Annotated in this window: 23 protein-coding genes and 2 pseudogenes; 7 read left to right on the forward strand and 18 right to left on the reverse strand. The window is 65.9% G+C overall.

The genetic code is table 11. From position 1 onward, the window contains the following. Window positions 1-18 precede the first annotated feature (18 nt). Genes QFZ27_RS27600 through QFZ27_RS27615 form a run of 4 tightly spaced genes read right to left on the reverse strand, consistent with a single transcriptional unit; the run spans window position 19 to window position 2,531 of the window. Entirely contained in the window at window positions 19-1,008 is a 990-nt protein-coding gene (locus tag QFZ27_RS27600) for a saccharopine dehydrogenase NADP-binding domain-containing protein (RefSeq protein ID WP_429229671.1), read from the reverse strand. A 51-nt stretch (window positions 1,009-1,059) separates the two neighbouring features. Next, window positions 1,060-1,371: a nuclear transport factor 2 family protein gene (locus QFZ27_RS27605; protein WP_429229672.1), complete on the reverse strand. Its 312-nt coding sequence runs from the start codon at window positions 1,369-1,371 to the stop codon at window positions 1,060-1,062. Window positions 1,372-1,375: 4 nt separating this feature from the next. Beyond that, complete coding sequence (locus QFZ27_RS27610) at window positions 1,376-1,777, reverse strand: VOC family protein (protein WP_429229673.1); 402 nt, start codon at window positions 1,775-1,777, stop codon at window positions 1,376-1,378. A gap of 10 nt (window positions 1,778-1,787) precedes the next feature. Then, a complete protein-coding gene (locus QFZ27_RS27615) occupies window positions 1,788-2,531 on the reverse strand; it encodes an SDR family NAD(P)-dependent oxidoreductase (protein WP_429229674.1) in 744 nt (247 codons plus the stop codon). 132 nt (window positions 2,532-2,663) lie between these two features. Here QFZ27_RS27615 and QFZ27_RS27620 point away from each other — a divergent pair, with 132 nt between their 5' ends. The 4 genes from QFZ27_RS27620 (at window position 2,664) to QFZ27_RS27635 (ending at window position 6,414) form a co-directional block, all read left to right on the forward strand. Further along, a complete protein-coding gene (locus QFZ27_RS27620) occupies window positions 2,664-3,536 on the forward strand; it encodes an AraC family transcriptional regulator (protein WP_429229675.1) in 873 nt (290 codons plus the stop codon). Window positions 3,537-3,762: 226 nt separating this feature from the next. After that, window positions 3,763-4,674 carry a LysR family transcriptional regulator gene (locus QFZ27_RS27625; protein ID WP_429229676.1) on the forward strand — a complete coding sequence of 304 codons (912 nt, stop codon included), beginning with the start codon at window positions 3,763-3,765 and terminating at the stop codon, window positions 4,672-4,674. A gap of 178 nt (window positions 4,675-4,852) precedes the next feature. Then, entirely contained in the window at window positions 4,853-5,608 is a 756-nt protein-coding gene (locus QFZ27_RS27630) for an SDR family oxidoreductase (RefSeq protein ID WP_429229677.1), read from the forward strand. 80 nt (window positions 5,609-5,688) lie between these two features. Next, window positions 5,689-6,414, forward strand: a complete 726-nt coding sequence (locus QFZ27_RS27635; protein WP_429229678.1) for a glutathione S-transferase family protein — start codon at window positions 5,689-5,691, stop codon at window positions 6,412-6,414. Here QFZ27_RS27635 and QFZ27_RS27640 read toward each other — a convergent pair. After that, window positions 6,383-7,333 carry an AraC family transcriptional regulator gene (locus QFZ27_RS27640; RefSeq protein WP_429229679.1) on the reverse strand — a complete coding sequence of 317 codons (951 nt, stop codon included), beginning with the start codon at window positions 7,331-7,333 and terminating at the stop codon, window positions 6,383-6,385. The two genes, QFZ27_RS27635 and QFZ27_RS27640, sit on opposite strands and share 32 nt — an antisense overlap. Before the next feature lie 173 nt (window positions 7,334-7,506). On the opposite strand from QFZ27_RS27640, the gene QFZ27_RS27645 reads away from it, so the two are divergent. The 3 genes and pseudogenes from QFZ27_RS27645 to QFZ27_RS27655 all read left to right on the forward strand — a co-directional run. Beyond that, window positions 7,507-8,247: an SDR family NAD(P)-dependent oxidoreductase gene (locus tag QFZ27_RS27645; protein ID WP_429229680.1), complete on the forward strand. Its 741-nt coding sequence runs from the start codon at window positions 7,507-7,509 to the stop codon at window positions 8,245-8,247. 216 nt (window positions 8,248-8,463) lie between these two features. Continuing rightward, window positions 8,464-8,628, forward strand: a pseudogene (locus QFZ27_RS27650) (MFS transporter); the annotation flags it as partial. Window positions 8,629-8,675: 47 nt separating this feature from the next. Continuing rightward, window positions 8,676-9,062, forward strand: a pseudogene (locus QFZ27_RS27655) (ATP-binding protein); the annotation flags it as partial. Between the two features lie 117 nt (window positions 9,063-9,179). On the opposite strand, the gene QFZ27_RS27660 reads toward QFZ27_RS27655, so the two are convergent. The 13 genes from QFZ27_RS27660 to queA form a co-directional block, all read right to left on the reverse strand. Next, a complete protein-coding gene (locus QFZ27_RS27660) occupies window positions 9,180-9,527 on the reverse strand; it encodes a phage integrase central domain-containing protein (RefSeq protein WP_429229681.1) in 348 nt (115 codons plus the stop codon). Then, a complete protein-coding gene (locus QFZ27_RS27665) occupies window positions 9,470-9,841 on the reverse strand; it encodes an Arm DNA-binding domain-containing protein (RefSeq protein WP_429229682.1) in 372 nt (123 codons plus the stop codon). The genes QFZ27_RS27660 and QFZ27_RS27665 overlap by 58 nt, the downstream gene beginning before the upstream one ends. A gap of 37 nt (window positions 9,842-9,878) precedes the next feature. Continuing rightward, window positions 9,879-10,633, reverse strand: a protein-coding gene (locus QFZ27_RS27670; protein WP_429227308.1) for an IS5 family transposase whose coding sequence is annotated in 2 segments (ribosomal slippage) — window positions 9,879-10,292 and window positions 10,295-10,633 — 753 coding nt in all. Because the reading frame shifts where the segments join, the coding sequence is not laid out codon by codon here. Between the two features lie 387 nt (window positions 10,634-11,020). Beyond that, window positions 11,021-12,595 (reverse strand): glutamine-hydrolyzing GMP synthase, encoded by a 1,575-nt coding sequence (gene guaA / locus QFZ27_RS27675; RefSeq protein ID WP_429229683.1) that lies wholly within the window; start codon window positions 12,593-12,595, stop codon window positions 11,021-11,023. A gap of 107 nt (window positions 12,596-12,702) precedes the next feature. Further along, the gene (locus QFZ27_RS27680) at window positions 12,703-12,975 is read right to left on the reverse strand and encodes a DUF1294 domain-containing protein (RefSeq protein ID WP_429229684.1); all 273 of its coding nucleotides are present in this window, start codon (window positions 12,973-12,975) and stop codon (window positions 12,703-12,705) included. After that, the gene (locus QFZ27_RS27685) at window positions 12,972-13,502 is read right to left on the reverse strand and encodes a GNAT family N-acetyltransferase (protein ID WP_429229685.1); all 531 of its coding nucleotides are present in this window, start codon (window positions 13,500-13,502) and stop codon (window positions 12,972-12,974) included. Before QFZ27_RS27685 ends, QFZ27_RS27680 begins: the two co-directional genes overlap by 4 nt. A 1-nt stretch (window position 13,503) precedes the next feature. After that, window positions 13,504-14,886: an RsmB/NOP family class I SAM-dependent RNA methyltransferase gene (locus QFZ27_RS27690; protein WP_429229686.1), complete on the reverse strand. Its 1,383-nt coding sequence runs from the start codon at window positions 14,884-14,886 to the stop codon at window positions 13,504-13,506. 106 nt (window positions 14,887-14,992) lie between these two features. Beyond that, window positions 14,993-15,499, reverse strand: coding sequence for an RES family NAD+ phosphorylase (locus QFZ27_RS27695; RefSeq protein WP_429229687.1), 507 nt, complete (start codon window positions 15,497-15,499; stop codon window positions 14,993-14,995). Continuing rightward, window positions 15,496-15,987, reverse strand: a complete 492-nt coding sequence (parS, locus tag QFZ27_RS27700) for a type II RES/Xre toxin-antitoxin system antitoxin (RefSeq protein ID WP_429229688.1) — start codon at window positions 15,985-15,987, stop codon at window positions 15,496-15,498. The genes QFZ27_RS27695 and parS overlap by 4 nt, the downstream gene beginning before the upstream one ends. 81 nt (window positions 15,988-16,068) lie before the next feature. Next, entirely contained in the window at window positions 16,069-17,199 is a 1,131-nt protein-coding gene (gene queG / locus QFZ27_RS27705; RefSeq protein ID WP_429229689.1) for a tRNA epoxyqueuosine(34) reductase QueG, read from the reverse strand. Further along, the gene (gene queF, locus QFZ27_RS27710) at window positions 17,196-17,669 is read right to left on the reverse strand and encodes a preQ(1) synthase (protein ID WP_429229690.1); all 474 of its coding nucleotides are present in this window, start codon (window positions 17,667-17,669) and stop codon (window positions 17,196-17,198) included. The genes queG and queF overlap by 4 nt, the downstream gene beginning before the upstream one ends. A 9-nt stretch (window positions 17,670-17,678) precedes the next feature. After that, on the reverse strand, window positions 17,679-18,806 hold the full coding sequence (gene tgt, locus QFZ27_RS27715; protein ID WP_429229691.1) for a tRNA guanosine(34) transglycosylase Tgt: 1,128 nt from the start codon (window positions 18,804-18,806) through the stop codon (window positions 17,679-17,681). After that, on the reverse strand, window positions 18,803-19,840 hold the full coding sequence (queA, locus tag QFZ27_RS27720) for a tRNA preQ1(34) S-adenosylmethionine ribosyltransferase-isomerase QueA (RefSeq protein WP_429229692.1): 1,038 nt from the start codon (window positions 19,838-19,840) through the stop codon (window positions 18,803-18,805). Before queA ends, tgt begins: the two co-directional genes overlap by 4 nt.

The following is a 19,840-nucleotide window of genomic DNA, read 5'->3' on the forward strand; positions in this document are numbered from 1 at the left end:
AGCCCTCTGCGATCTCGGCTAGAGATCGATGATCCGCGTGTCGGCGATCGTTTCGGCAAAGCCATTGCCGAACAGCCCAGCCGGTGTCTGGAAGCCAGGCCGAACCTCACCGGCAAGCACCCGCCGGGCCGCTTCCGCCGCGGCCATGGCGGTGAAGGTGTATCCGTTCACCGTATCGAGCACGGAGCGTCGCACCGTTCCGTCCGCGTCGGTGACTTCGGCGGCCGCATGATAGCGGTTCGCTTCACGCTCTTCGAAGCCGGGGCCGGCGGGGAGATCCTTGACATCTCCCGTCGGAAACGCGCCTGCCGTGACGTGAACGAAGGTGTCGATGTCAGGCACGCCCGTCGCATGATGGATTGTGACGAGGTCCGGTAGCGTCACGGGAAAGCACGATTGCGGCCCGCTTCCGAAATCGAAGTCGCGCAGTTCGTCCGGGCTGCGCGTCACGAGTTCACCGTCAACGAGATAAAGCGTCTCCGTCACGATATTCTGGCTCGCGCTGGTGGCTGAACCCCTCGACATCGCACCTGCCACATGAAGCGCGATGCTGATCTTCCGGGCATGCCTGACGCGCGCGAGGGCATGTCCGGCAAGACTTCCCAGAATCGCAACGCTTCCTCCGCTTCCCGGCAGCAGCATGACCTCGGCCGCGCGGGCTCTGGCGTCGAGCGCCACGGCTTCGCGGTATGTGTCGAGTTCGGCCGAAAAGTCGAGATAGTGGACCCCGGCACGGATCGCGGCGGACATCAGAGGCTCGGCTGTGTTCGCGAAGGGACCAGCGGCGTTGAGCAGAACGGAGATGCCGTCGAGACCGTTCGCGACAGCATCGGGATTGTCGCTCAAAAATGTCCTGACACCCACACCGAGGCGGTCGGCCAGCGCCTCCAAGCTTGGCCGGCTTTGTTCACGGCCTGCAAGGACGAGGTCCAATCCGGCAGAAGCGGCATGTTCCGCTGCCATGGCACCGGTGTAGCCGGCGGCGCCATAGATCATGAGAGTGTTCATGGGAGTGTTTCTTCTTCCGTGATTATTCGAGGTCGGCGTCGATGCGCGTGATCAGCCCGTTGGCGGTGATCGAGATGTCGAGAAGGCCGATTTCGTGGCCGAAGTCACCGGCGAAATCGACGCGCAGGCGGGCGCGGTCTCGCCGATCGTCTCGATCGAGAGAAAGCGGGTCACTGAGTGATAGCCGATGAAATACCGCTCGACATAATCGCGGATGCCGGGATGACCGTCGAAACGATGACCCGTCGACGGGTCGTCGATCACCGCATCAGCGTGAAAAGGGGCCAAAGCAGTGTTGACGTCGAAGGCATTTGTGGCGGCAATCAGCGCGTCTGCCGTCTCACGCAGTGTTCTGGCTGTCATCGCATCAATTCCCGTGCTGCCAGCTTTTGAAGACGAATTCGAGGCTGTAGCCGTCGGGGTCGCTGACTTGCGCCGCATAGTAGCGGGGATCGTAGTGAAGCTGCGGCCCCGGTGGATGGATTTCGGTCGCCCCGGCGGTCAGAGCCGCGTCATGGGCGGCATTCACGATTGCCTCGGAATCGGCGACAAAGCCGACATGCACGGCGCCGGGTGCGGCCGTGCCCTGCCTCAGCCAGAAGAACATCCGGCCTTTGGCGCCGAAGCCCTTGAGGTCGGAATGCCCCGCCGGGCCTTGGTTGCCGTCATAGTCGTGGCGAGCCGTGATCCCGAGCACCGGGAGAACCCTCTCGTAAAAAGCGATCGAGCGAGCAGTATCGCTCACCGTCAGGAAGATATGATCGAGCATGTGAACTTCCTCAGATGTTGTAGCCGCCAGCGACTTCGATGTTCTGGGCATTGATCCAGCGGTTGTCGTCCGACAGCAGGCTGGCAACCATGCAGCCGACATCTTCTGGCTCGCCGACGCGACCGAGTGCGGTCTGCCCGGCCAGCAGCGCTTCGAATTCTTCCGTGAGGCCGCCGCCAAGTTCGGTGCGGATCGGTCCCGGTGCAATGGAGTTGGCGCGGATGCGGCGTTCGCCGAATTCCTTGGCCATGTAGCGGGTCAGCACTTCAAGCCCGCCCTTGAAGGAAGCATAGGGTGCCACGCCCGCGGTTGCCACGCGGCTGGTCGCGCTGGTGACGTTCACGATGTGACCGCCATCGGCCATCAGGAGAAGCAGTGCCTGCGTGAGGAAGAACGGCCCTTTGAGATGCACGCGGAACAGTCCGTCAAACTCGTCTTCGGTTACCGTTGCGATCGGGTTGTAAAGCCCGTAACCGGCATTGTTGACGAGGAAGTCGAATGTCTGGGCATTCCAGATTTCTGCCAGCGCTTCAGTGACCGAGCCGCGGAACGCCGGGAAACTCGCGCTGTTGCTGACGTCCAGCTCAAAAGCGACGGCCTTGCCGCCGTCAGCCTCGATTGCGCTGACGACCTGCTCGGCAGCTTGCCCGTTGCTATTGTAAGTGAGGATGACGCCCATACCGCGCCTTGCGCACTGGGTTGCAATGCTGGCGCCGAGGCCGAGGCTTCCGCCGGTGATGATGACGATGCTCATTTGGTGCTCCTTCGATTGGATGACCAAGGGATAGCCGACATGCCTGGAAGCCCGCTCTCACAATCCTCTTTCAATCTTGCCTATTTCTGCTTTTACGTTGAATCTGGGCTGTCCGTCTGAAACAACAGATCCATGCACACACATCTTCAGGAACTCAGGCAATTGGCGTCACGGGCGGAGAACCGCCGCACGGAGACGGGTATTCCGCGCGTCGCCATGGTGCAGGGCGAAATCCCCGAACATCAGCTTGCGGCCGTCTATGAGCCCATGGTCAATCTGATCCTGACAGGTTCGAAGACCATGACGGTTGGCGACCGCACGTTCCGGTATGATCCTGCGACCTATTTCGTGATGTCGGTCGATCTGCCGGCGGTAGGCTCCGTGCATCCATCTGACGATGGCGAACCCTATCTCGCCATCAGCCTGACGCTGGAGCCAGCGATCGTCGCGAACCTGCTGGCGGACCTGCCCAAACCTGCCGGAGGCGAACTCTACAGCCCTGGCTTCTCGGTCGCGCCCGTGACGCCCGACCTGCTTGATGCGTGGCTGCGCATGCTGCGCCTGATAAAGCGGCCGGACGAGATCGCGGCCCTAGCGCCGGCTTATGAGCGCGAGATCCTCTTCCGGGTACTACAGGGGCCGCTGGGCTGGATGTTGCGCGATATCGCCACCCCCGACACCGCTCTCTCCCGGATCGGCGTCACCATTCAGTGGATCAGGGAAAACTTCGCCAAGCCGCTGCGCGTCGAGGTTTTGGCGGCGATGGCGGCACTCAGTGTTTCCGCCTTCCACCGTCACTTCAAGGCCGTAACCGCCCTCAGTCCGCTCCAGTACCAGAAGCACGTGCGCTTGCTGCATGCGCGCTCCCTCCTCATAGCAGGAGAGGGCAACGCCACATCCATCGCCTTCGGGGTGGGATACGAAAGTCCGACGCAGTTCAGCCGGGAATATGCGCGACAGTTCGGTCTGCCGCCGTCAAAAGATGCAGCAAGGTTTCGGGCCTGATCGGCTCCAGGCCCACATATCGAAGGATTTGCATTATTCCCAACTACCAGCAGCTATCGTCGAGCGCATCTCGGTCGTATTCGGGGTCGACTACGAATGCGCGACCTATTTCACTCGCGAATATTTCTGCTTCCCCCGCCTTCCGTCTTCGAATGACAGCCTGCACACACTCCGAAGTTCTCAGCCATGCTGACCGGTTAATCCCACTGCATGAGGAGCACACCTAATGGATCAACTCCTCGCCATGCGGGTCTTCGTCCGGATCTCCGACGCCGGATCGTTCGCAAAAGCTGCGGACTCGCTTAACCTGCCGCGTTCTTCCGTGAGCAAGCTGCTGCAGGACTTGGAGCGACATCTGCGGACAAAGCTGGTCGAGCGCAACACACGCGGGCTTACGATCACGCCGGAAGGCCAGGCCTATCGCGACGAAGCAAAGCGTTTGCTCGCCGAACTGGACGAGTTGGATACGGCCGCGGCCGGAACGCAAGCGATCCCCCGCGGGCGTTTGCGTGTCGATGTCGGATCGTCGCTCGCGAACCTCGTCATCATACCCAGACTCACCGAGTTTCGAGCGCGCTATCCCGACGTGGACCTCTTGCTAGGGGTCAACGATCGGCCGGTCGATCTGGTCGGCGACGGCGTCGATTGCGTAATTCGGGGTGGCGAGTTGCCGGACAGCACGCTCATCGCCCGGCGGCTTTGCACGCTCAAGTCGGTCACCTGCGCGACGCCCGCCTATCTGGCCTCGAACGGCACGCCGACCCACCCTCGGGAACTCGAGGCGGATCATACAGCCATCACCTACCTGTTTCCGCAGACCGGCAAGTCGCATCCGATGCACTATGCCAAGGATGCGGAGATCCACGACATCAATCCAGGCTCGGCCGTAAGCATAAGCGAAAGCACCGCACATACGAATGCGGTGCTGGCAGGGCTGGGCATCGGCCAGATTTTCGATTTTGGCACCCGGCGCCATTTCGCCGAAGGCCGCCTGATCGAGGTTTTGGCCGACTGGACCCAGCCGACCTTGCCGATCAACCTTGTCTACCCTGCCGCCCGCCATCCGGCCGCCAAGCTCAGAGTCTTCGCCGACTGGGCGGTCGAGATATTCGCGGACGAAGCGCGCTCGAATGCCTGACTGACAAACCCTGAGCGCGAATTCTGACGCTGAGACCGATCTGCCGGGGGGCGTCCATCAGGGTGAATACTCTCTCCACGCGGGCGGGCTTCTGGGCCGTATCTCCCCCGCCTATTTGGATAGCAGGACGTCGTTCCGAAGCACCGGGCCGGCCCTCCCAACAAAATGGAGAATATTCATGTCGGATCGGCTCGACGGCAAGATTGCAGTTATTACAGGCGGCACCAGCGGGATCGGCCTCGCTACGGCAAAGCTTTTCGCGGCAGAAGGCGCTCACGTTTATATCACGGGCCGTCGCCTAGAGGCGCTAAAGGCAGCCGAGAGCGAAATCGGCGGCAATGTGACGGGCGTCCAAGCAGACTCCGTTAACATCGCCGATCTCGATCGGCTCTATGAGCAGGTCAGAACTGAAGCGGGCCGTATCGATGTGCTTTTCGCCAATGCCGGCGGTGGCTCGATGATGCCGCTCGCCCAGATCACCGAAGAGCATATTGACAGCATCTTCGGATCGAACGTGAAGGGCGTGATCTTCACCGTTCAGAAAGCGTTGCCGCTGCTGGCAAAGGGCTCCTCGGTCATCCTGGCCGGGTCGAGCGCCAGCATCGAGGGAACCGCGTCCTTCAGTATCTACTCCGCCTCAAAGGCTGCAGTGCGCAATCTGGCACGGAGCTGGATCCTCGATCTGAAAGAGCTCGGCATCAGGGTGAATGTCCTCAGCCCCGGCGCCACGCTCACCCCGGCGCTCCTCGAATATGCCGGTGACGATGTCGCGCAGCAGCAGGGCATGATCGAGTATCTTGCAACCCGGATCCCCACTGGCCGCGTCGGCCAGCCGGAGGAAATCGCGCGCGCCGCGCTCTTCCTCGCCTCGGACGATTCAAGTTTCGTGAATGGAACCGAGCTGTTCGCGGATGGCGGTCAGGCACAAATCTGAGCGCCCGCGGAGCACGGCTTCCTCCCCGAGCCGTGCTCCGCACACACATTTCCGAACATAACGACCGCGGAGGAACCATCATGGCCTATGATTTCTACTGGATAAGCGGCAGCCCGAATGCTTGGCGCGCTATGCTCGCGCTCGAATACAAGGGCACCCCTTATGTCTCGCACCGGCTCGACCCGAGCAAGCGGGAGCATAAGACCCCGGAGTTCCTGACGCTAAATCCGCGCGGTCAGGTACCCGTGCTGAACGCCGATGGGTCAACCATCACGGAATCGCTTGCGATCATGGCCTTCCTTGAGCGCACGTATCCGACGCCGCCGCTGTTCGGCGAAACACCTGCGGAGACAGGCCTCATCTGGCAACGCATCTTCGAAGTGGTGAACTACCTTCGCGATCCGATCGAGACCGGCGTCGTTCGGGTGATCTCCTATGGCGAAGCCATGAAGGACCCTGAAGCCACTAAAACTACGGCCAGCGTGGCGACCGCTCGCCTGGACTGGCTCGAGGATATGCTAGCGCGTGAGCCTTATCTTGCCGGCGAGTCGGCATCGGCCGCCGACATCGCCACGATGCCGATCATCGAGATGCTAGCCCGGTTCGGCGCGAAGCCTGACGCGATCACGCTCGCCCTCGGTTTCGACGATCTCGGCCGGACCCATCCATCGATTGCTGCTTGGCTGGAGCGGCTTCAAACAGTCCGCGGCTATGACGCGGCCTACCCGCCGCATTGGCGTAATAATAAGACAATCAGCGTCGGCCGAAGGGAAATCAAGAAAGCGCTTCGGCCACTCGCCGTTTGAGTCCGTTGGGCTCGAGAGCAAGTCGGTCATTGGATGCTGTTGCGTCGAGTGCGCCGGGCACTTTATAGCGCGCTGCGTCCCGACGCGGCGGCAATCCGAACATGCGCGCATATTCCCGGCTGAACTGGGAGGCGCTCTCATATCCGACCATGTGAGCGATTGATCCCGCCTCCCGCAGCTCGAACAGCAGCATGCGTCTTGCCTCAAGCAGGCGAAGTCGTTTCTGATACTGGATCGGAGCCATCGAGGTCACCGCCTTGAAGTGCCGGTAGAAGGCGGCGACGCTCATGTTCGTCATGTCCGCCAGCGCTTCAGAGCGGATGGGCTCGGCGTAGTTCTCGCGAATCCACCCGATGGCAGGGCGGATCTGTGAAAGGCGGCTGCCCGCGCTAGCAATCTCGCGCAGCTTGTCGCCCTGCGGACCTGTCAAGATCCGAAAAAGGATCTCGCGCTCGATCATCGGGGCGAGGACTGCCGCTTCCCGTGGCCGATCGATCAACCGCATCATCCGGAGCCAGGCGTCGATCAATTCCGGTGTCGCGGGCGATACCGAGAAGCCGGTCGGTGGCGAGGCGGTATCCGCCATTCCCATTTCAGCCATCATGGCGGCGATCGCCGCGGGGTCGAGCGTAAGGCTGACCGCGAGATAGGGTTGGTTTAGCCCTTCAGCTTCGATCCCACCAGTCGCGGGTACGTCAACGGGGACGACGAAATAGCTCGCCTCTTCGAATTTCAGAATCCGATCACCGATCGACAGGCTCTTTGCACCTTGCAGGACCAGGTGGAGCATCGGCTCATAGACCTGATCGGAGCACGCCTCCGCCCTGACCATGGCGACGCGGGGAAGCCCGGTCTCGGTCCATCGGCTACCGGCGCGCATCACAATGCCGCGCAACTCACTCAATGCTTCAATCATCATCCAGAAGATGGGCTGCTGCCCCCGCTGAACAAGCCAAACTGAGAAAATTAGGCAAAAACGCGAGAAGAAGCGGCATGGGTACCACCCCGATCACAACCATATCGTGGGTGGCGAGAGGATGACCCCATCCATTTGCTCCAGATCGGACGCCCAAGAAGGACTTTATGATGAGAATGCAAGGAAAACTGGCTGTCGTGACCGGCGCCTCAAGCGGCATCGGTGCCGGCATCGCCAAAGCCTTCGGTGCCGAGGGTGCGACCGTCATCGTGAATTACGCGAACGGCAAGGACAAAGCCGATGCCGTCGTGGCCACGATCACGGCAGCCGGTGGCAAGGCCGTTGCGCTCCAGGCCGATATGTCCAAGTCGACAGACGTCGTTCGGCTGTTCGACACCGTCGCCGCCGACCACGGCAAGGTCGATGTACTGGTGAACAATGCCGGCGTCGCCGTCTTCGAGTTGGTCGCGGATCTGACTGAGGAGGCTTTCCACACGCAGTTCAACGTCAACGTGCTGGGCTCCTTCCTGGCGGTGCGCGAAGCACTGAAGCACTTCAACGAGGCGGGCGGCAGCATCGTCAACATCAGCTCGATCCTGAGCACCCATCCGTCCGCCGCGACCACGGTCTACTCCGCGACGAAGGGTGCCATCGACACCATGACCTATGGGCTGGCCCGCGAGCTTGGTCCTCGTGGCATTCGGGTGAACGCTATCCGACCGGGCTACACGAATACGCCCGCCACCGATGGCAACTTCGCCGGCGACTTTGGCAAGACGCTGCTTGCCGAGACGCCGCTTGGCCGCTTCGGTGAACCCGATGACATCGCCCGCACCGCAGTGTTTCTGGCATCCGACGACAGTCATTGGGTGAGCGGCGAATCCATCCGGGCGACTGGCGGCGCACGCGGCGTCTAATCCCCCAGGGCGGGGCACCCCGCTCCGGACCGACGATCGGACGCCTGGCTGAATGGCCGGGCGCTCGCATCCACTATCGGCGCTGTCCGGCTCCCAAAGCTTATCGGAACCTATATGGCGACCTTGTCTCGTGGGAACGTTGCTCTCTCAGCGCGTAGACGCGCGCTGGCGTTATGGATCGTTCTTGCAGCGCAACTCATGCTCGCGATGGACCTCATGATCGTCGTCGTGGCGCTTCCACGCATCCAGCAGGATCTGGGCTTCAGTGCGGCCGGACTGACCTGGGTGCCCAACGCGTTCGGTGTCGCCTTTGGCGGCTTGCTTCTGTTCGGCGGTCGGCTCGGGGATATGATCGGTCACGTCCGCGCGTTCCGGATCGGCCTGATCGTCTTCGTCGCCGCCTCGCTGCTCGGTGGCATGGCCCATTTGCCGTCCATATCGCTCGAGCCTGCATCCGCAGCGGCCGCCGGGCCCGCTTCTTCAACGTCGTCGACCTGGTCAACAAACTCGAGGCCGAAGCCCGCGCCGGCCGCCAAGGTCGGCTGTCCGATCATCTCTGCCGCATGGACTTCGTCGTCCTCGACGAACTCGGCTACCTGCCCTTCGCCCAGTCAGGCGGTCAGCTGCTGTTCCACCTGATCAGCCGCCTCTACGAGCAGACCTCGGTCGCCGTCACCACCAACCTCGCCTTCGGTGAATGGCCCAGCGTCTTCGGCGACGCCAAGATGACCACCGCCCTGCTGGATCGACTGACGCATCACTGCGACATCGTCGAGACCGGCAACGACAGCTGGCGCTTCAAACACCGCGCCTGATCCCCCCGCCCCGGACCCCACCCTCCCCGCGGGTTCCCCCAGTGGATGCAAAGGGACCTCCCACGCGTGTCGCTCCGCTGCTCGTGGCGGCCACTCCGCGCCACGCGCGGGTCCCTCCTATGCACTACCGGGACAACCCGCCAAAGGGGTCCCGATTGGAAGCCGACACGGGGGCCCAATTCTGTGCCGATTGACAGTCGCGATAGACGCGGGCCCAACTTCATCCGCCGGGTTGGCGACCTTCTCGCCATGCAAGATCGCGAACGCAAAGATCAGCTTCACGATATCCCGCACATGGACGGCGGTGGCAGGAGCCCCGCGCTCTTTCACTTTCCCGCACATCATGCGGAGATCGTCAGGTGTGATCTCTGTCAGAAGCCTGTTTCGGAATGTCAAAGATATCGCGCTCATAGATGGAGCGTCGCATGGCGCGTACTTTCGGCCATGCGCGATTCCTGGAACCATTTTTCGCCGAACTCGCCGAACCGCTTCGCCTCCTTCAGCCGCCGCTTGTCGTGCTGCTTCTCTTGAGCAGGCGACCGACCCTCTGAAAAGGCCCGCTTCGCATCGATCAGCTTCTCGCGAGCCCTGGCAAGCGAGAGGCCCTCTGGGCCGTATCGGCCGAGCGTCAGCGTCTCGCGCCGTCCGTTGAGGCGGTAGTCGTACCGGAACACGATCGCCCCCGACGGCTGCACCACGACGTACATACCGTCACGATCGCTCACCTTATACAATTTCTTCTGTGATTTCAGCGCCTTAATGGCAGTGTCAGTAAGCATGGGGGGCCTCCAAAACCGTCCTAGGCTCCAGACTCAATCAGATCCAGAAGACAAGCAAAGTTGCGAGGGCGACGGCGGACAAGAAGTTTCGGGCCAGCTTGTCGTAGCGAGTGGCGATACGTCTGAAATCCTTCAATCGGCCGAAAGCATTCTCGATCAGATGGCGAGATTTGTAGCGAGCCTTGTCGAGCGGGATCTTGCGCTTGCGGTTGGCCTTGCCGGGGATCACTGGCCGGCCGCCGCGGGCGCGGATCATCGCGCGCAGGCCGTCGGCATCGTAGCCCTTATCGCCGATGAGATAGCCCAAGCCCGCCGCCCGCTCGATCAACTTCGGTGCAGCGGTCACATCGGCGACGTTGCCGGGCGTGAGGTCGACGACGAAAGGGCGGCCGATCACGTCGGTGAGCGCATGGATCTTCGTTGTGTTCCCACCGCGCGAAGGCCCGATGGCCTGCGCCTTGGCCCCCCTTTTCCGCCATAGGCGGCGCGCTGGGCCTTCACGTAGGTGGCGTCGATGGCGACGGCGTTGGTCGCCGCACCGGCGCTGGCGAGCGCTTCCAGCATGCCCGTCCAGAAGCGCTTGCGCGACCAGCGGTTGAAACGGTTGTAGATGGTCGTGGCCGGGCCATACGCCCCGGGGCAATCTTGCCAGCGACAGCCGGTCCTCAAGACGTGGAAGATGCCCGACATGACGCGACGGTCGTCCTGGCGCCGCGCCCCAGGCTGGTTCGTCGGCATGAACGGCTCGATCGCCGCCCACTGCTCGTCGTTGAGCCAGAACAGATTGCTCATCAGTCGTCCCCGCTCCCTTCTGGTCGATCCGGAATCCGGGTGAATCACGATTCACCGACTTCATCAAGAGGATGATTGGGTTTTAACCCTAAAACAGGAGAGAGGCACCGATTATACCGTCAGGCCAAAACATGAGCCGCTGGAAGCGGGCTTTCCTTTTCGAATCCGCCTGTTAGATCTAAAAACTATACCGTCAGCAGCTCTCTCAGCCGTGACGGTATAGCGAAATCTCCGATCGAACAAGTTCACCCATACCGTCTTCTATATCGTCAAATCGGAACAATGCCCTTCGATAGACCACGATAGATGTCGCGACAGTTATCTTTATATTTTAACACTTTATGGCGCACTTTAGCGTACGAACGGATACTGTCGGAGGGGTATAAATCACTCCCACTCGATCGTCCCCGGCGGCTTCGAGGTGATGTCGTAGACGACGCGGTTGATGCCGCGGACCTCGTTGACGATGCGGGTCGAGACCCGGCCCAGGAACTCGTGGTCGAACGGGTAGTAGTCGGCGGTCATGCCGTCGGTCGAGGTCACGGCCCGCAGCGCGCAGACGAAGTCGTAGGTGCGGCCGTCGCCCATCACGCCCACCGTGCGCACCGGCAGCAGCACCGCGAAGGCCTGCCAGATCGCGTCGTAGAGGCCGGCGCGGCGGATCTCCTCGAGATAGATCACGTCGGCCTGGCGCAGGATCTCCAGCATGTCGCGGCTGACCGCGCCGGGGATGCGGATGCCAAGGCCCGGCCCCGGGAACGGGTGGCGGCCGACGAAGGTCTCGGGCAGGCCGAGCTCGCGGCCCAGCGCCCGCACCTCGTCCTTGAACAGCTCGCGCAGCGGCTCGACCAGGGCCAGCTTCATCCGCTCCGGCAGGCCGCCGACATTGTGGTGGCTCTTGATCGTCACCGACGGGCCGCCGGTGAAGGACACGCTCTCGATCACGTCGGGGTACAGCGTGCCCTGCGCCAGGAAGCGGGCGCCGTCGATCTTCTCGGCCTCGGCATCGAACACCTCGACGAAGGCGGCGCCGATGATCTTGCGCTTCTGCTCCGGGTCGCTGACGCCCTCGAGCCGGCCGAGGAACAGGTCGGCCGCGTCGACATGGATCAGCGGGATGTTGTAGTGGCCGCGGAACAGCGACACCACCTGCTCCGCCTCGCCCGTGCGCATCAGCCCGGTGTCGACGAAGATGCAGGTCAGCTGGTCGCCGATCGCCTCGTGGATCAGCACCGCCGCCACGGCGCTGTCGACGCCGCCGGACAGGCCGCAGATCACGCGTCCGTCGCCGACCTGGGCGCGTATCTTGGCGATCTCGGCATCGCGGAAGGCGGCCATGGTCCAGTTGCCGGCACAGCCGCAGACATGGTGGGTGAAGTTGCGCAGCAGCGCCGCGCCATGCGGCGTGTGCACCACCTCGGGGTGGAACTGCACGCCGTAATAGCGTCGGGCATCGTCGGCGATCGCGGCATAGGGCGCGTTCTCGCTGGTGGCGACGATGCGGAAGCCGTCCGGCAGCCGGGTGACGCGGTCGCCATGGCTCATCCACACCTGCTCGCGCGCGCCGACCGCCCAGGCGCCGTCGAACAGGGTGCAGTTCTCCTTGATGTCCAGCCAGGCGCGGCCGAACTCGCGATGGTGCCCCGCCTCAACCGCGCCGCCCAGCTGCTCGCACATGGTCTGCTGGCCGTAGCAGATGCCCAGCACCGGCAGGCCGAGCTCGAACACCAGCTGCGGCGCGCGCGGCGACGCCTCCTCGGTGACCGAGGCCGGGCTGCCGGACAGGATGATGCCGCGCGGGTCGAAGGCCCGGATGCGGTCGTCGCCCGCCTGGTTGAACGGCCAGATCTCGCAATAGACGCCGGATTCGCGGACCCGGCGGGCGATCAGCTGGGTGACCTGGCTGCCGAAATCGAGAATGAGGATGCGGTCCGGCGACGGCGTAGCGGTCGGGGCGGTCATGGCAACTCCGGGGTCGGGCGGTGGGACGGAGATTTATACGTCCATCGACCGTACGACAAGCGATGCGGCCCGCGCCCTGCGCGCAACGTCCATGCACGAGGCGAAGGCTAGGCCAGGGCCACCACGGCGATGACGGCGATCAGCAGCAGCTGGGCACCGGCGATCCACAGCAGCCGGCTGCGGAACGGCTCCTTCTGCGTCTTGTGGCGCAGCAGGCGCTGTCCGGCGATGGCGCCGGGCGTGCCGCCGATCGCGGCCAGGGTCAGCAGCGTCCGTTCCGGGATCCGCCGGCGGCCGGCGGCGGCGCACCATTTGTCCCAGGCGAACAGGGCGAAGGCGGCCACGCTGGCGGCGAGGAGATACAGCGCCAGGGCGGTCATGCGGCCGGCAGGATCGGCCGGTCGAAGCGGAAGGCGCTTTCCGCCAGCACGGCGCCGCCGAAACGCTCCAGCCGGTCGGCATAGGCCTCGCCGCCGAGATGGCGGTAGAAGCCGGTGGCGCGGAAATTCGCGGTCAGGGCCCAGAGCATGAAGGGCGACATGCCGCGCTCGGCGAACCAGGCGGAGGACGCGGCCATCAGCGCCCTTCCGTGGCCCCTGCCCTTCGCCCGGTCGAGCAGATAGAGGGCGAAGATCTCGCCCCAGTTCCAGCCCGGCGCGCCGCGGGCCCGGCCGCACAGGGCGAAGCCGACCGGCACCGCCCCGCCGGCGGGGGTCGGGTCCAGCGCCAGGAAGGTCGCGGTGCCGTCCTCATAGGCCAGCGAGCGCTCATGGCCGCGCTCGCGCTGGGTCACGGTCATGCGGTCGAGATACTCGTCCGGCACCAGGCCGCGATAGGTCTCCTGCCAGGACTGGACATGGATCCGCGCGATCGCCGGCGCATCGGCCAGGATCGCGCGGCGGATCATGTCAGCCTTCCTCTCCCTCGGCCGCCGCATCGGCATCGTCGGGCTCGCCGGCCTCAGCCGCCTCGCCGGGGGCCGCGTCGGCCTTCGGCCCGCGCTCCAGCACCGCGACGAAGAAGCCGTCGGTGCCGTTGGCGGCGGGCGACAGGCGCAGCATGCCGGTGGTCGGGGCCGGGCCGGTGCCGACCGTCTCGTCCCACACCGTCTCGACCGGGATCAGCCGGTAGTCGGGATGGGCGGCCAGGAAGCCCTCGACCTGCGCCTCGTTCTCCTCGCGCAGCAGCGAGCAGGTGGCGTAGATCACCCGGCCGCCATCGGGCTTGGCCAGGCGGGCGGCGCTGTCCAGGATCTCGCGCTGGACGCCCAGCAGCCGCTCCAGGTCCATCGGCCGCCAGCGCGCGTCCGGGTTGCGGCGCCACGCCCCGGTGCCGGTGCAGGGCGCGTCGACCAGCACCCGGTCGAACTTGCCGCGCTGCTTCTTGACCCAGCGGTCGCGCTCATTCTCCAAGAGGCGCGGCTCGACATTGTCGATGCCGGCGCGGCGCAGCCGCTCCTTGCCGCGGTCGAGCCGGCCCTTGGACACGTCGCAGGCGACGACCCGCCCCTTGCCCTTCATCCGCGCCGCCAGGGCCAGCGCCTTGCCGCCGGCGCCGGAGCAGAAATCCACCACCTGCTGGCCCGGCCGGGCGTCGACCAGCAGGGCGACCAGCTGCGAGCCCTCGTCCTGCACCTCGATCAGGCCGGACTGGAAGGCGGGATGGCGGCCCAGCTGCGGCCGGCCCTTGACCCGGATGCCCAGCGGCGACAGCGGCGTCGCCACGACGTCGAGCTTGCCGGCGATGAGCGTCTGCAGCACCTCGTCGCGGGTGCCGCGCAGCTCGTTCACCCGCAGGTCGAGCGGCGCCTGGTCCAGCAGCGCGTTGACCTCGACCTCGAAGCGGTCGCCGAACATGGCCTCCAGCGAGGGCGAGGCCCAGTCCGGGATCTCGCTGCGCACCGGCTTCGGCATGTCGGAATGGTCGAGCGGCTGGCCGGCGGTGGCCTTGACCAGCTTGTCCTCGGGCCCGTCCAGCGGGATCGGCGCGTAGGTCTCGCCGGAGAACAGCCGGCCCATGTCCTTGACCGCGATGCCCTCGGCCAGGGTCAGCTCGGCGATCACCCGGTTGCGCGGCGTGTCCTCGGCCTCGACCTTGGCCAGCCACCAGCCCAGCCGGGCGTGATGGCGCAGCACGGCGTAAACCCGGGCGGCGACCTCGCTGCGGTCCTTGGAGCCGATGAAGCGGCGGGTGCGGAAATAGGCCGAGACCAGGGCGTCGGCGGGGCGGTTCTCGATGCCGAGGCGTTCGAGAATGTCGATCGTGGCCTGGATGCGGGCGGAGGGGGTCATGGACTCAAGCGTAACAGGAAAACGCGCCTTTTACCGCGCTTCGCCTGTGCCGCGCCAGCTTTTGCCGAATACCGCGGGCGAGCTATGCGCTGCCGGTATCAGCCCGTCACCGTGCCGGGGGATGCAGCCGGGTGTCGAGCGCGAACCGCTCCTGCGACCGCGGCTCATAGGAACCGGCGGCCGCGGCTGCGGTGAAGATCACATTCCAGCTGTGGGACGACATGGCGCTCGGGATGATGACGAAGGGGTGGCGCGCCAGCAGCGCGTTGCCGAACTCCTGCTGGCCGGCCCCCGGGATCCCGGGCCGCAGCCAGGCCGGATTGGGCACATCCCCAGGCTGCACGACACGCACGTCCGACGGGTCGGTGATGGCCAGGGCCGTCAGGGTGTGCGCCACGGTGTCGAGCACCGGAAATCCCTTGTGGACCGCGACCTCGAGGATCGCCGTCGAAGGGTCGAGCGCCGCGTACACGGCCCGGACGCCGGGGCTGTTCCAGCGTCCACCTTTCAGGAAAGCGCCTTCGCCGCTGTCCCAGCTCGCGGCATGGCGCTCGGCATCCAGGCGCCATGCGACGAGATCTCCGGTGCCGAACGGCGGAGGGAGAGGCGTCAAACGTAGACGCCGTAATCGAGGCGGACCAGATAGTCCTCGACCAGCTCAACGCCGGCCGGCGTCGACAGCAGGTCGATCGGGCGGCGCTGATCGAGGCCGATCGCCGGCGTCTCCAGCCATTTCTCGGCGACGTCCTGCGAGCCGAGGACGTCGGTGGCCTTCGTCAGGATCTCGGCAAACTTCCAGGTCCTGCCGCTCTGCTCGGCGCTGAGCGGCTTGGGCGATCCGGCCGCCTTGCGCTGCAAGGTGCGGAGGCTCATCCCGAGCGCCCGTTCCAGCGGCCCGCTGATCTCCAGGGAGGAGAAGCTGTTGACCAGGTAGGTCACGGCCTCCGCCGGCATGCCGCGTTCAAGCATCTCATGCGCCTCGAGCGGGCTGTCGGGTGGGTGCCGGAACACCTCGGCGCCACCCAGCACGGACGCGACCCGGGACGGGTCATGTGCCGGTCGGTACCGGGCATCGGGATTGCGATCGGGGGCGTCGGACATAGCCATCACCGTCAGATGTCGCAAAAAATGTGACATCTGTCGCGATGATTTTCAAGGGAGGGCCGCTTGGGCCGCCGTGCTTTAGGCGGCCTGGAGCCCAGCCTGCCACTCCTCCTGCACTTCGGTCTCCGGATCCTCGGCACGCGCCGTCGCAAGCCGCTGCAGTCCCTCCGGACCGAGCAGGCGCCCGAGGGCCCAGACCGCGGCGCCGCGGACCAGGGGCGAGGCATCGTCCAGCAGCGGCTCGACCGCCGGGGCCAGGGCAGGGTCGCCGCTGTTGCCGATCGCGACCAGCACGTTGCGCAGGAAGCGGTCGCGGCCGATGCGCTTGATCGGCGAGCCGGAGAAGGCGGCGCGGAAGCCGGCATCGTCGAAGCGCAGCAGCGACACCAGCGTCGGGCCGTCCAGCTCCGGCCGCGGCGCCAGCGCCGCCTCGCGTCCCGCGGCGGCGAACTTGTTCCAGGGGCACACCGCCAGGCAGTCGTCGCAGCCATAGATGCGGTTGCCCAGCAGCGGCCGCAGCTCGCGCGGGATCGGGCCCTTGTGCTCGATCGTCAGGTAGGAGATGCAGCGCCTTGCGTCGAGCCGGTAGGGCGCCGGAAAGGCCGCGGTCGGGCAGATGTCGAGGCAGGACCGGCAGGAGCCGCAGTGGTCACGCTCAGGCTCGTCCGGCGGCAGCTCGATCGACAGGTAGATCTCGCCCAGGAACAGCCAGGAGCCCCAGTCGCGCGACACCAGGTTGGTGTGCTTGCCCTGCCAGCCGATCCCGGCGCGCATCGCCAGCGGCTTCTCCATCACCGGCGCAGTATCGACGAAGACCTTCAGCTCGCTCTTGAAGGTGCGGTGGATCCAGCCGCCCAGCGCCTTCAGCTTCTTCTTGACCACGTCGTGGTAGTCGCGGCCCTGGGCGTAGACCGAGATCACCCCCCTCTCCCGCTGCTCGAGCAGCGGCAGCGGGTCCTCGGCCGGGCCGTAGTTGAGGCCGAGCGACAGCACGGTCAGGGCGTCGGGCCACAGCGTCTGCGGGTCGGCGCGACGGTCGGCATTCGCCTCCAGCCAGCCCATGTCGCCATGCTGGCCCTCGCCGAGGAACAGCTCCAGCCGCTCGCGCAGCTTCGGATCGGGCGTAGCGGCGGCGAAGCCCACGCTGTCGAAGCCGAGGGTACGAGCTTCGGCCCGGATACGGTCTTTGATGTCGGTAGCGGCCGTCATCCCCGTCCGCGATAGGGCGGCACGCCCTGGTCGGGCAGCCACAGGCCCTCGGGCGCCGGCCCGCTCTGGTAGAACACGTCGATCGGGATGCCGCCGCGCGGGTACCAGTAGCCGCCGATGCGCAGCCAGCGCGGCTTCATCGCCTTGATCAGCCGCTCCGCCACATAGACGGTGCAGTCCTCGTGGAAGGCGCCGTGGTTGCGGAACGAGCCGAGGAACAGCTTCAGCGACTTGCTCTCGACGATCTTCGCCGCCGGGGCGTAGTCGATCACCAGATGGGCGAAGTCGGGCTGGCCGGTCATTGGGCACAGCGAGGTGAATTCCGGCGCGGTGAAGCGCACCAGATACAGCTGCTTCGGCCGCGGGTTCGGCACCGTCTCCAGCACCGCCGCCTCGGGCGAGACCGGCAGCGCCGTGGCCTGGCCGAGCTGGGTGAGCGCTTCCGTGCCGGTCTTCGCCTTGCGAGCCATGGTGTCTCCTCAGAGGGCCGCGATGTCGCCCGACGCCTGCTCCGCCTCGAAGGCGGCGGCGAAGGCGTCGAGCGTGCCGGCGGCGATGGCGCCGCGCAACCCGGCCATCAAGTCCTGATAATAGGTCAGGTTGTGCTGGGTCAGCAGCATCAGCCCCAGCACCTCCTCGCTGCGCACCAGATGGTGCAGATAGGCGCGGCTGTAGCTGCGGCAGGCGGGGCAGCGGCAGGCTTCGTCCAGCGGCCGCTGGTCGTCCTGGTGGCGGGCGTTGCGCAGATTGACCGTGCCGCGGCGGGTGAAGGCCTGGCCGGTTCGGCCGGAGCGGGTCGGCAGCACGCAGTCGAACATGTCGACGCCGCGCCGCACCGACCCGACCAGGTCGGAGGGCTTGCCCACGCCCATCAGGTAGCGCGGCCGGTCATCCGGCAGCGCCGGCACGGTGATGTCGAGGGCGGCGAACATCCGCTCCTGCCCCTCGCCCACCGCCAGGCCGCCGATGGCGTAGCCCTCGAAGCCGATCGCGGTCAGCGCCGCTGCGGATTCGAGCCGCAGGTCCGGGTACACGCTGCCCTGGACGATGCCGAACTGGCCATAGCCCGGCCGGGCGACGAAGGCGTCGCGCGAGCGCTGGGCCCAGCCCATCGACAGGCGCATCGAGCTGGCCGCCACCTCCGGCTCCGCCGGGAACGGCGTGCACTCGTCGAAGGCCATGGTGATGGTGGCGTCCAGCAGGTGCTGGATCTCGGTCGACCGCGCCGGGGACAGCCGGTGCTCGCTGCCGTCGAGATGCGAGCGGAAGGTCACGCCGTCCGGATCCATGCGCCGCAGCTGGGACAGCGACATCACCTGGAAGCCGCCGGAATCGGTCAGGATCGGGCCGGGCCAGTTCATGAAGCGGTGCAGGCCGCCCAGCCGGGCCACCCGCTCCGCCCCCGGGCGCAGCATCAGGTGGTAGGTGTTGCCCAGCACGATCTGCGCGCCGGTGGCCGCCACCTCCTCCGGCCGCATCGCCTTCACCGTGGCGGCGGTGCCGACCGGCATGAAGGTCGGGGTCTGGACCACGCCATGGGCGGTGTGCAGGCGGCCGGTGCGGGCGGCGCCGTCGCGCGCCAGGGGCTCGAAGCGGAACTCAGTCATGTGTGGTCCGACCGGTGCAGCAGGCAGGCGTCGCCATAGGAGTAGAAACGGTAGCCCGTGGCGATGGCATGGGCATAGGCCCGGGTCATCCGGTCCATGCCGGCGAAGGCGCAGACCAGCATGAACAGGGTCGACCGCGGCAGGTGGAAGTTGGTCACCAGCAGGTCGACGGCGCGGAAGCGGTAGCCCGGGGTGATGAAGATCGCGGTCGACCCGTCGAAGGGCCGCACGGTGCCGTCCTCGGCCGCGGCACTCTCCAGCAGGCGCAGGCTGGTGGTGCCGACCGAGACGATGCGGCCGCCGGCGGCGCGCACGGTGTTGATCCGGTCCGCGGCGCCGGCGGTCAGCACGCCGCGCTCGGCATGCATGACATGGCCTTCGACCGTGTCGCTCTTCACCGGCAGGAAGGTGCCGGCGCCGACATGCAGCGTCAGGCGCACCGTCTCGATGCCCCGCGCAGCCAGCGCGTCGAGCAGCGGCGGGGTGAAGTGCAGCCCGGCGGTCGGCGCGGCGACGGCGCCGTCATGCTTGGCGAAGACGGTCTGGTAATCGGCGCGGTCGCGCTCGTCCGGTCCGTCCGGCCGGTCGATATAGGGCGGCAGCGGGATCTCGCCATGGCGCTGCAGCTGCGCGGCCAGGCCGGCCGGGTCATCGAAGGCCACTTCGACCTCGCCGGCCTCGCCCTTGCCGACGATGGTGGCGGCGAAATCGTCGGCGAAGCGGACCACGTCGCCAGGCTTCAGCTTCTTGGCCGGGCGGGCGAAGGCGCGCCAGCGCCCGGCCCCGGCCGGCTGGTGCAGCATGATCTCGATCCCCGCCAGGCCGCGCTTGCCGTGCAGCCGGGCCGGGATGACGCGGGTGTCGTTGACCACCAGCAGGTCGCCGGCCTCAAGCCGCCCCGGCAGGTCGCCGATCCGGCGGTCGGTGAGACCGTCGGCCGCGATCTCCAGCAGCCGGGCGGCCTCGCGCGGCTCGGCCGGCCGGTCGGCGATCAACCGCCGCGGCAGATCGAAATCGAACTCATCGACACGCAT

The sequence above is a fragment of the Inquilinus ginsengisoli genome (assembly GCF_050434925.1).
GTDB lineage: Bacteria > Pseudomonadota > Alphaproteobacteria > DSM-16000 > Inquilinaceae > Inquilinus > Inquilinus ginsengisoli_B.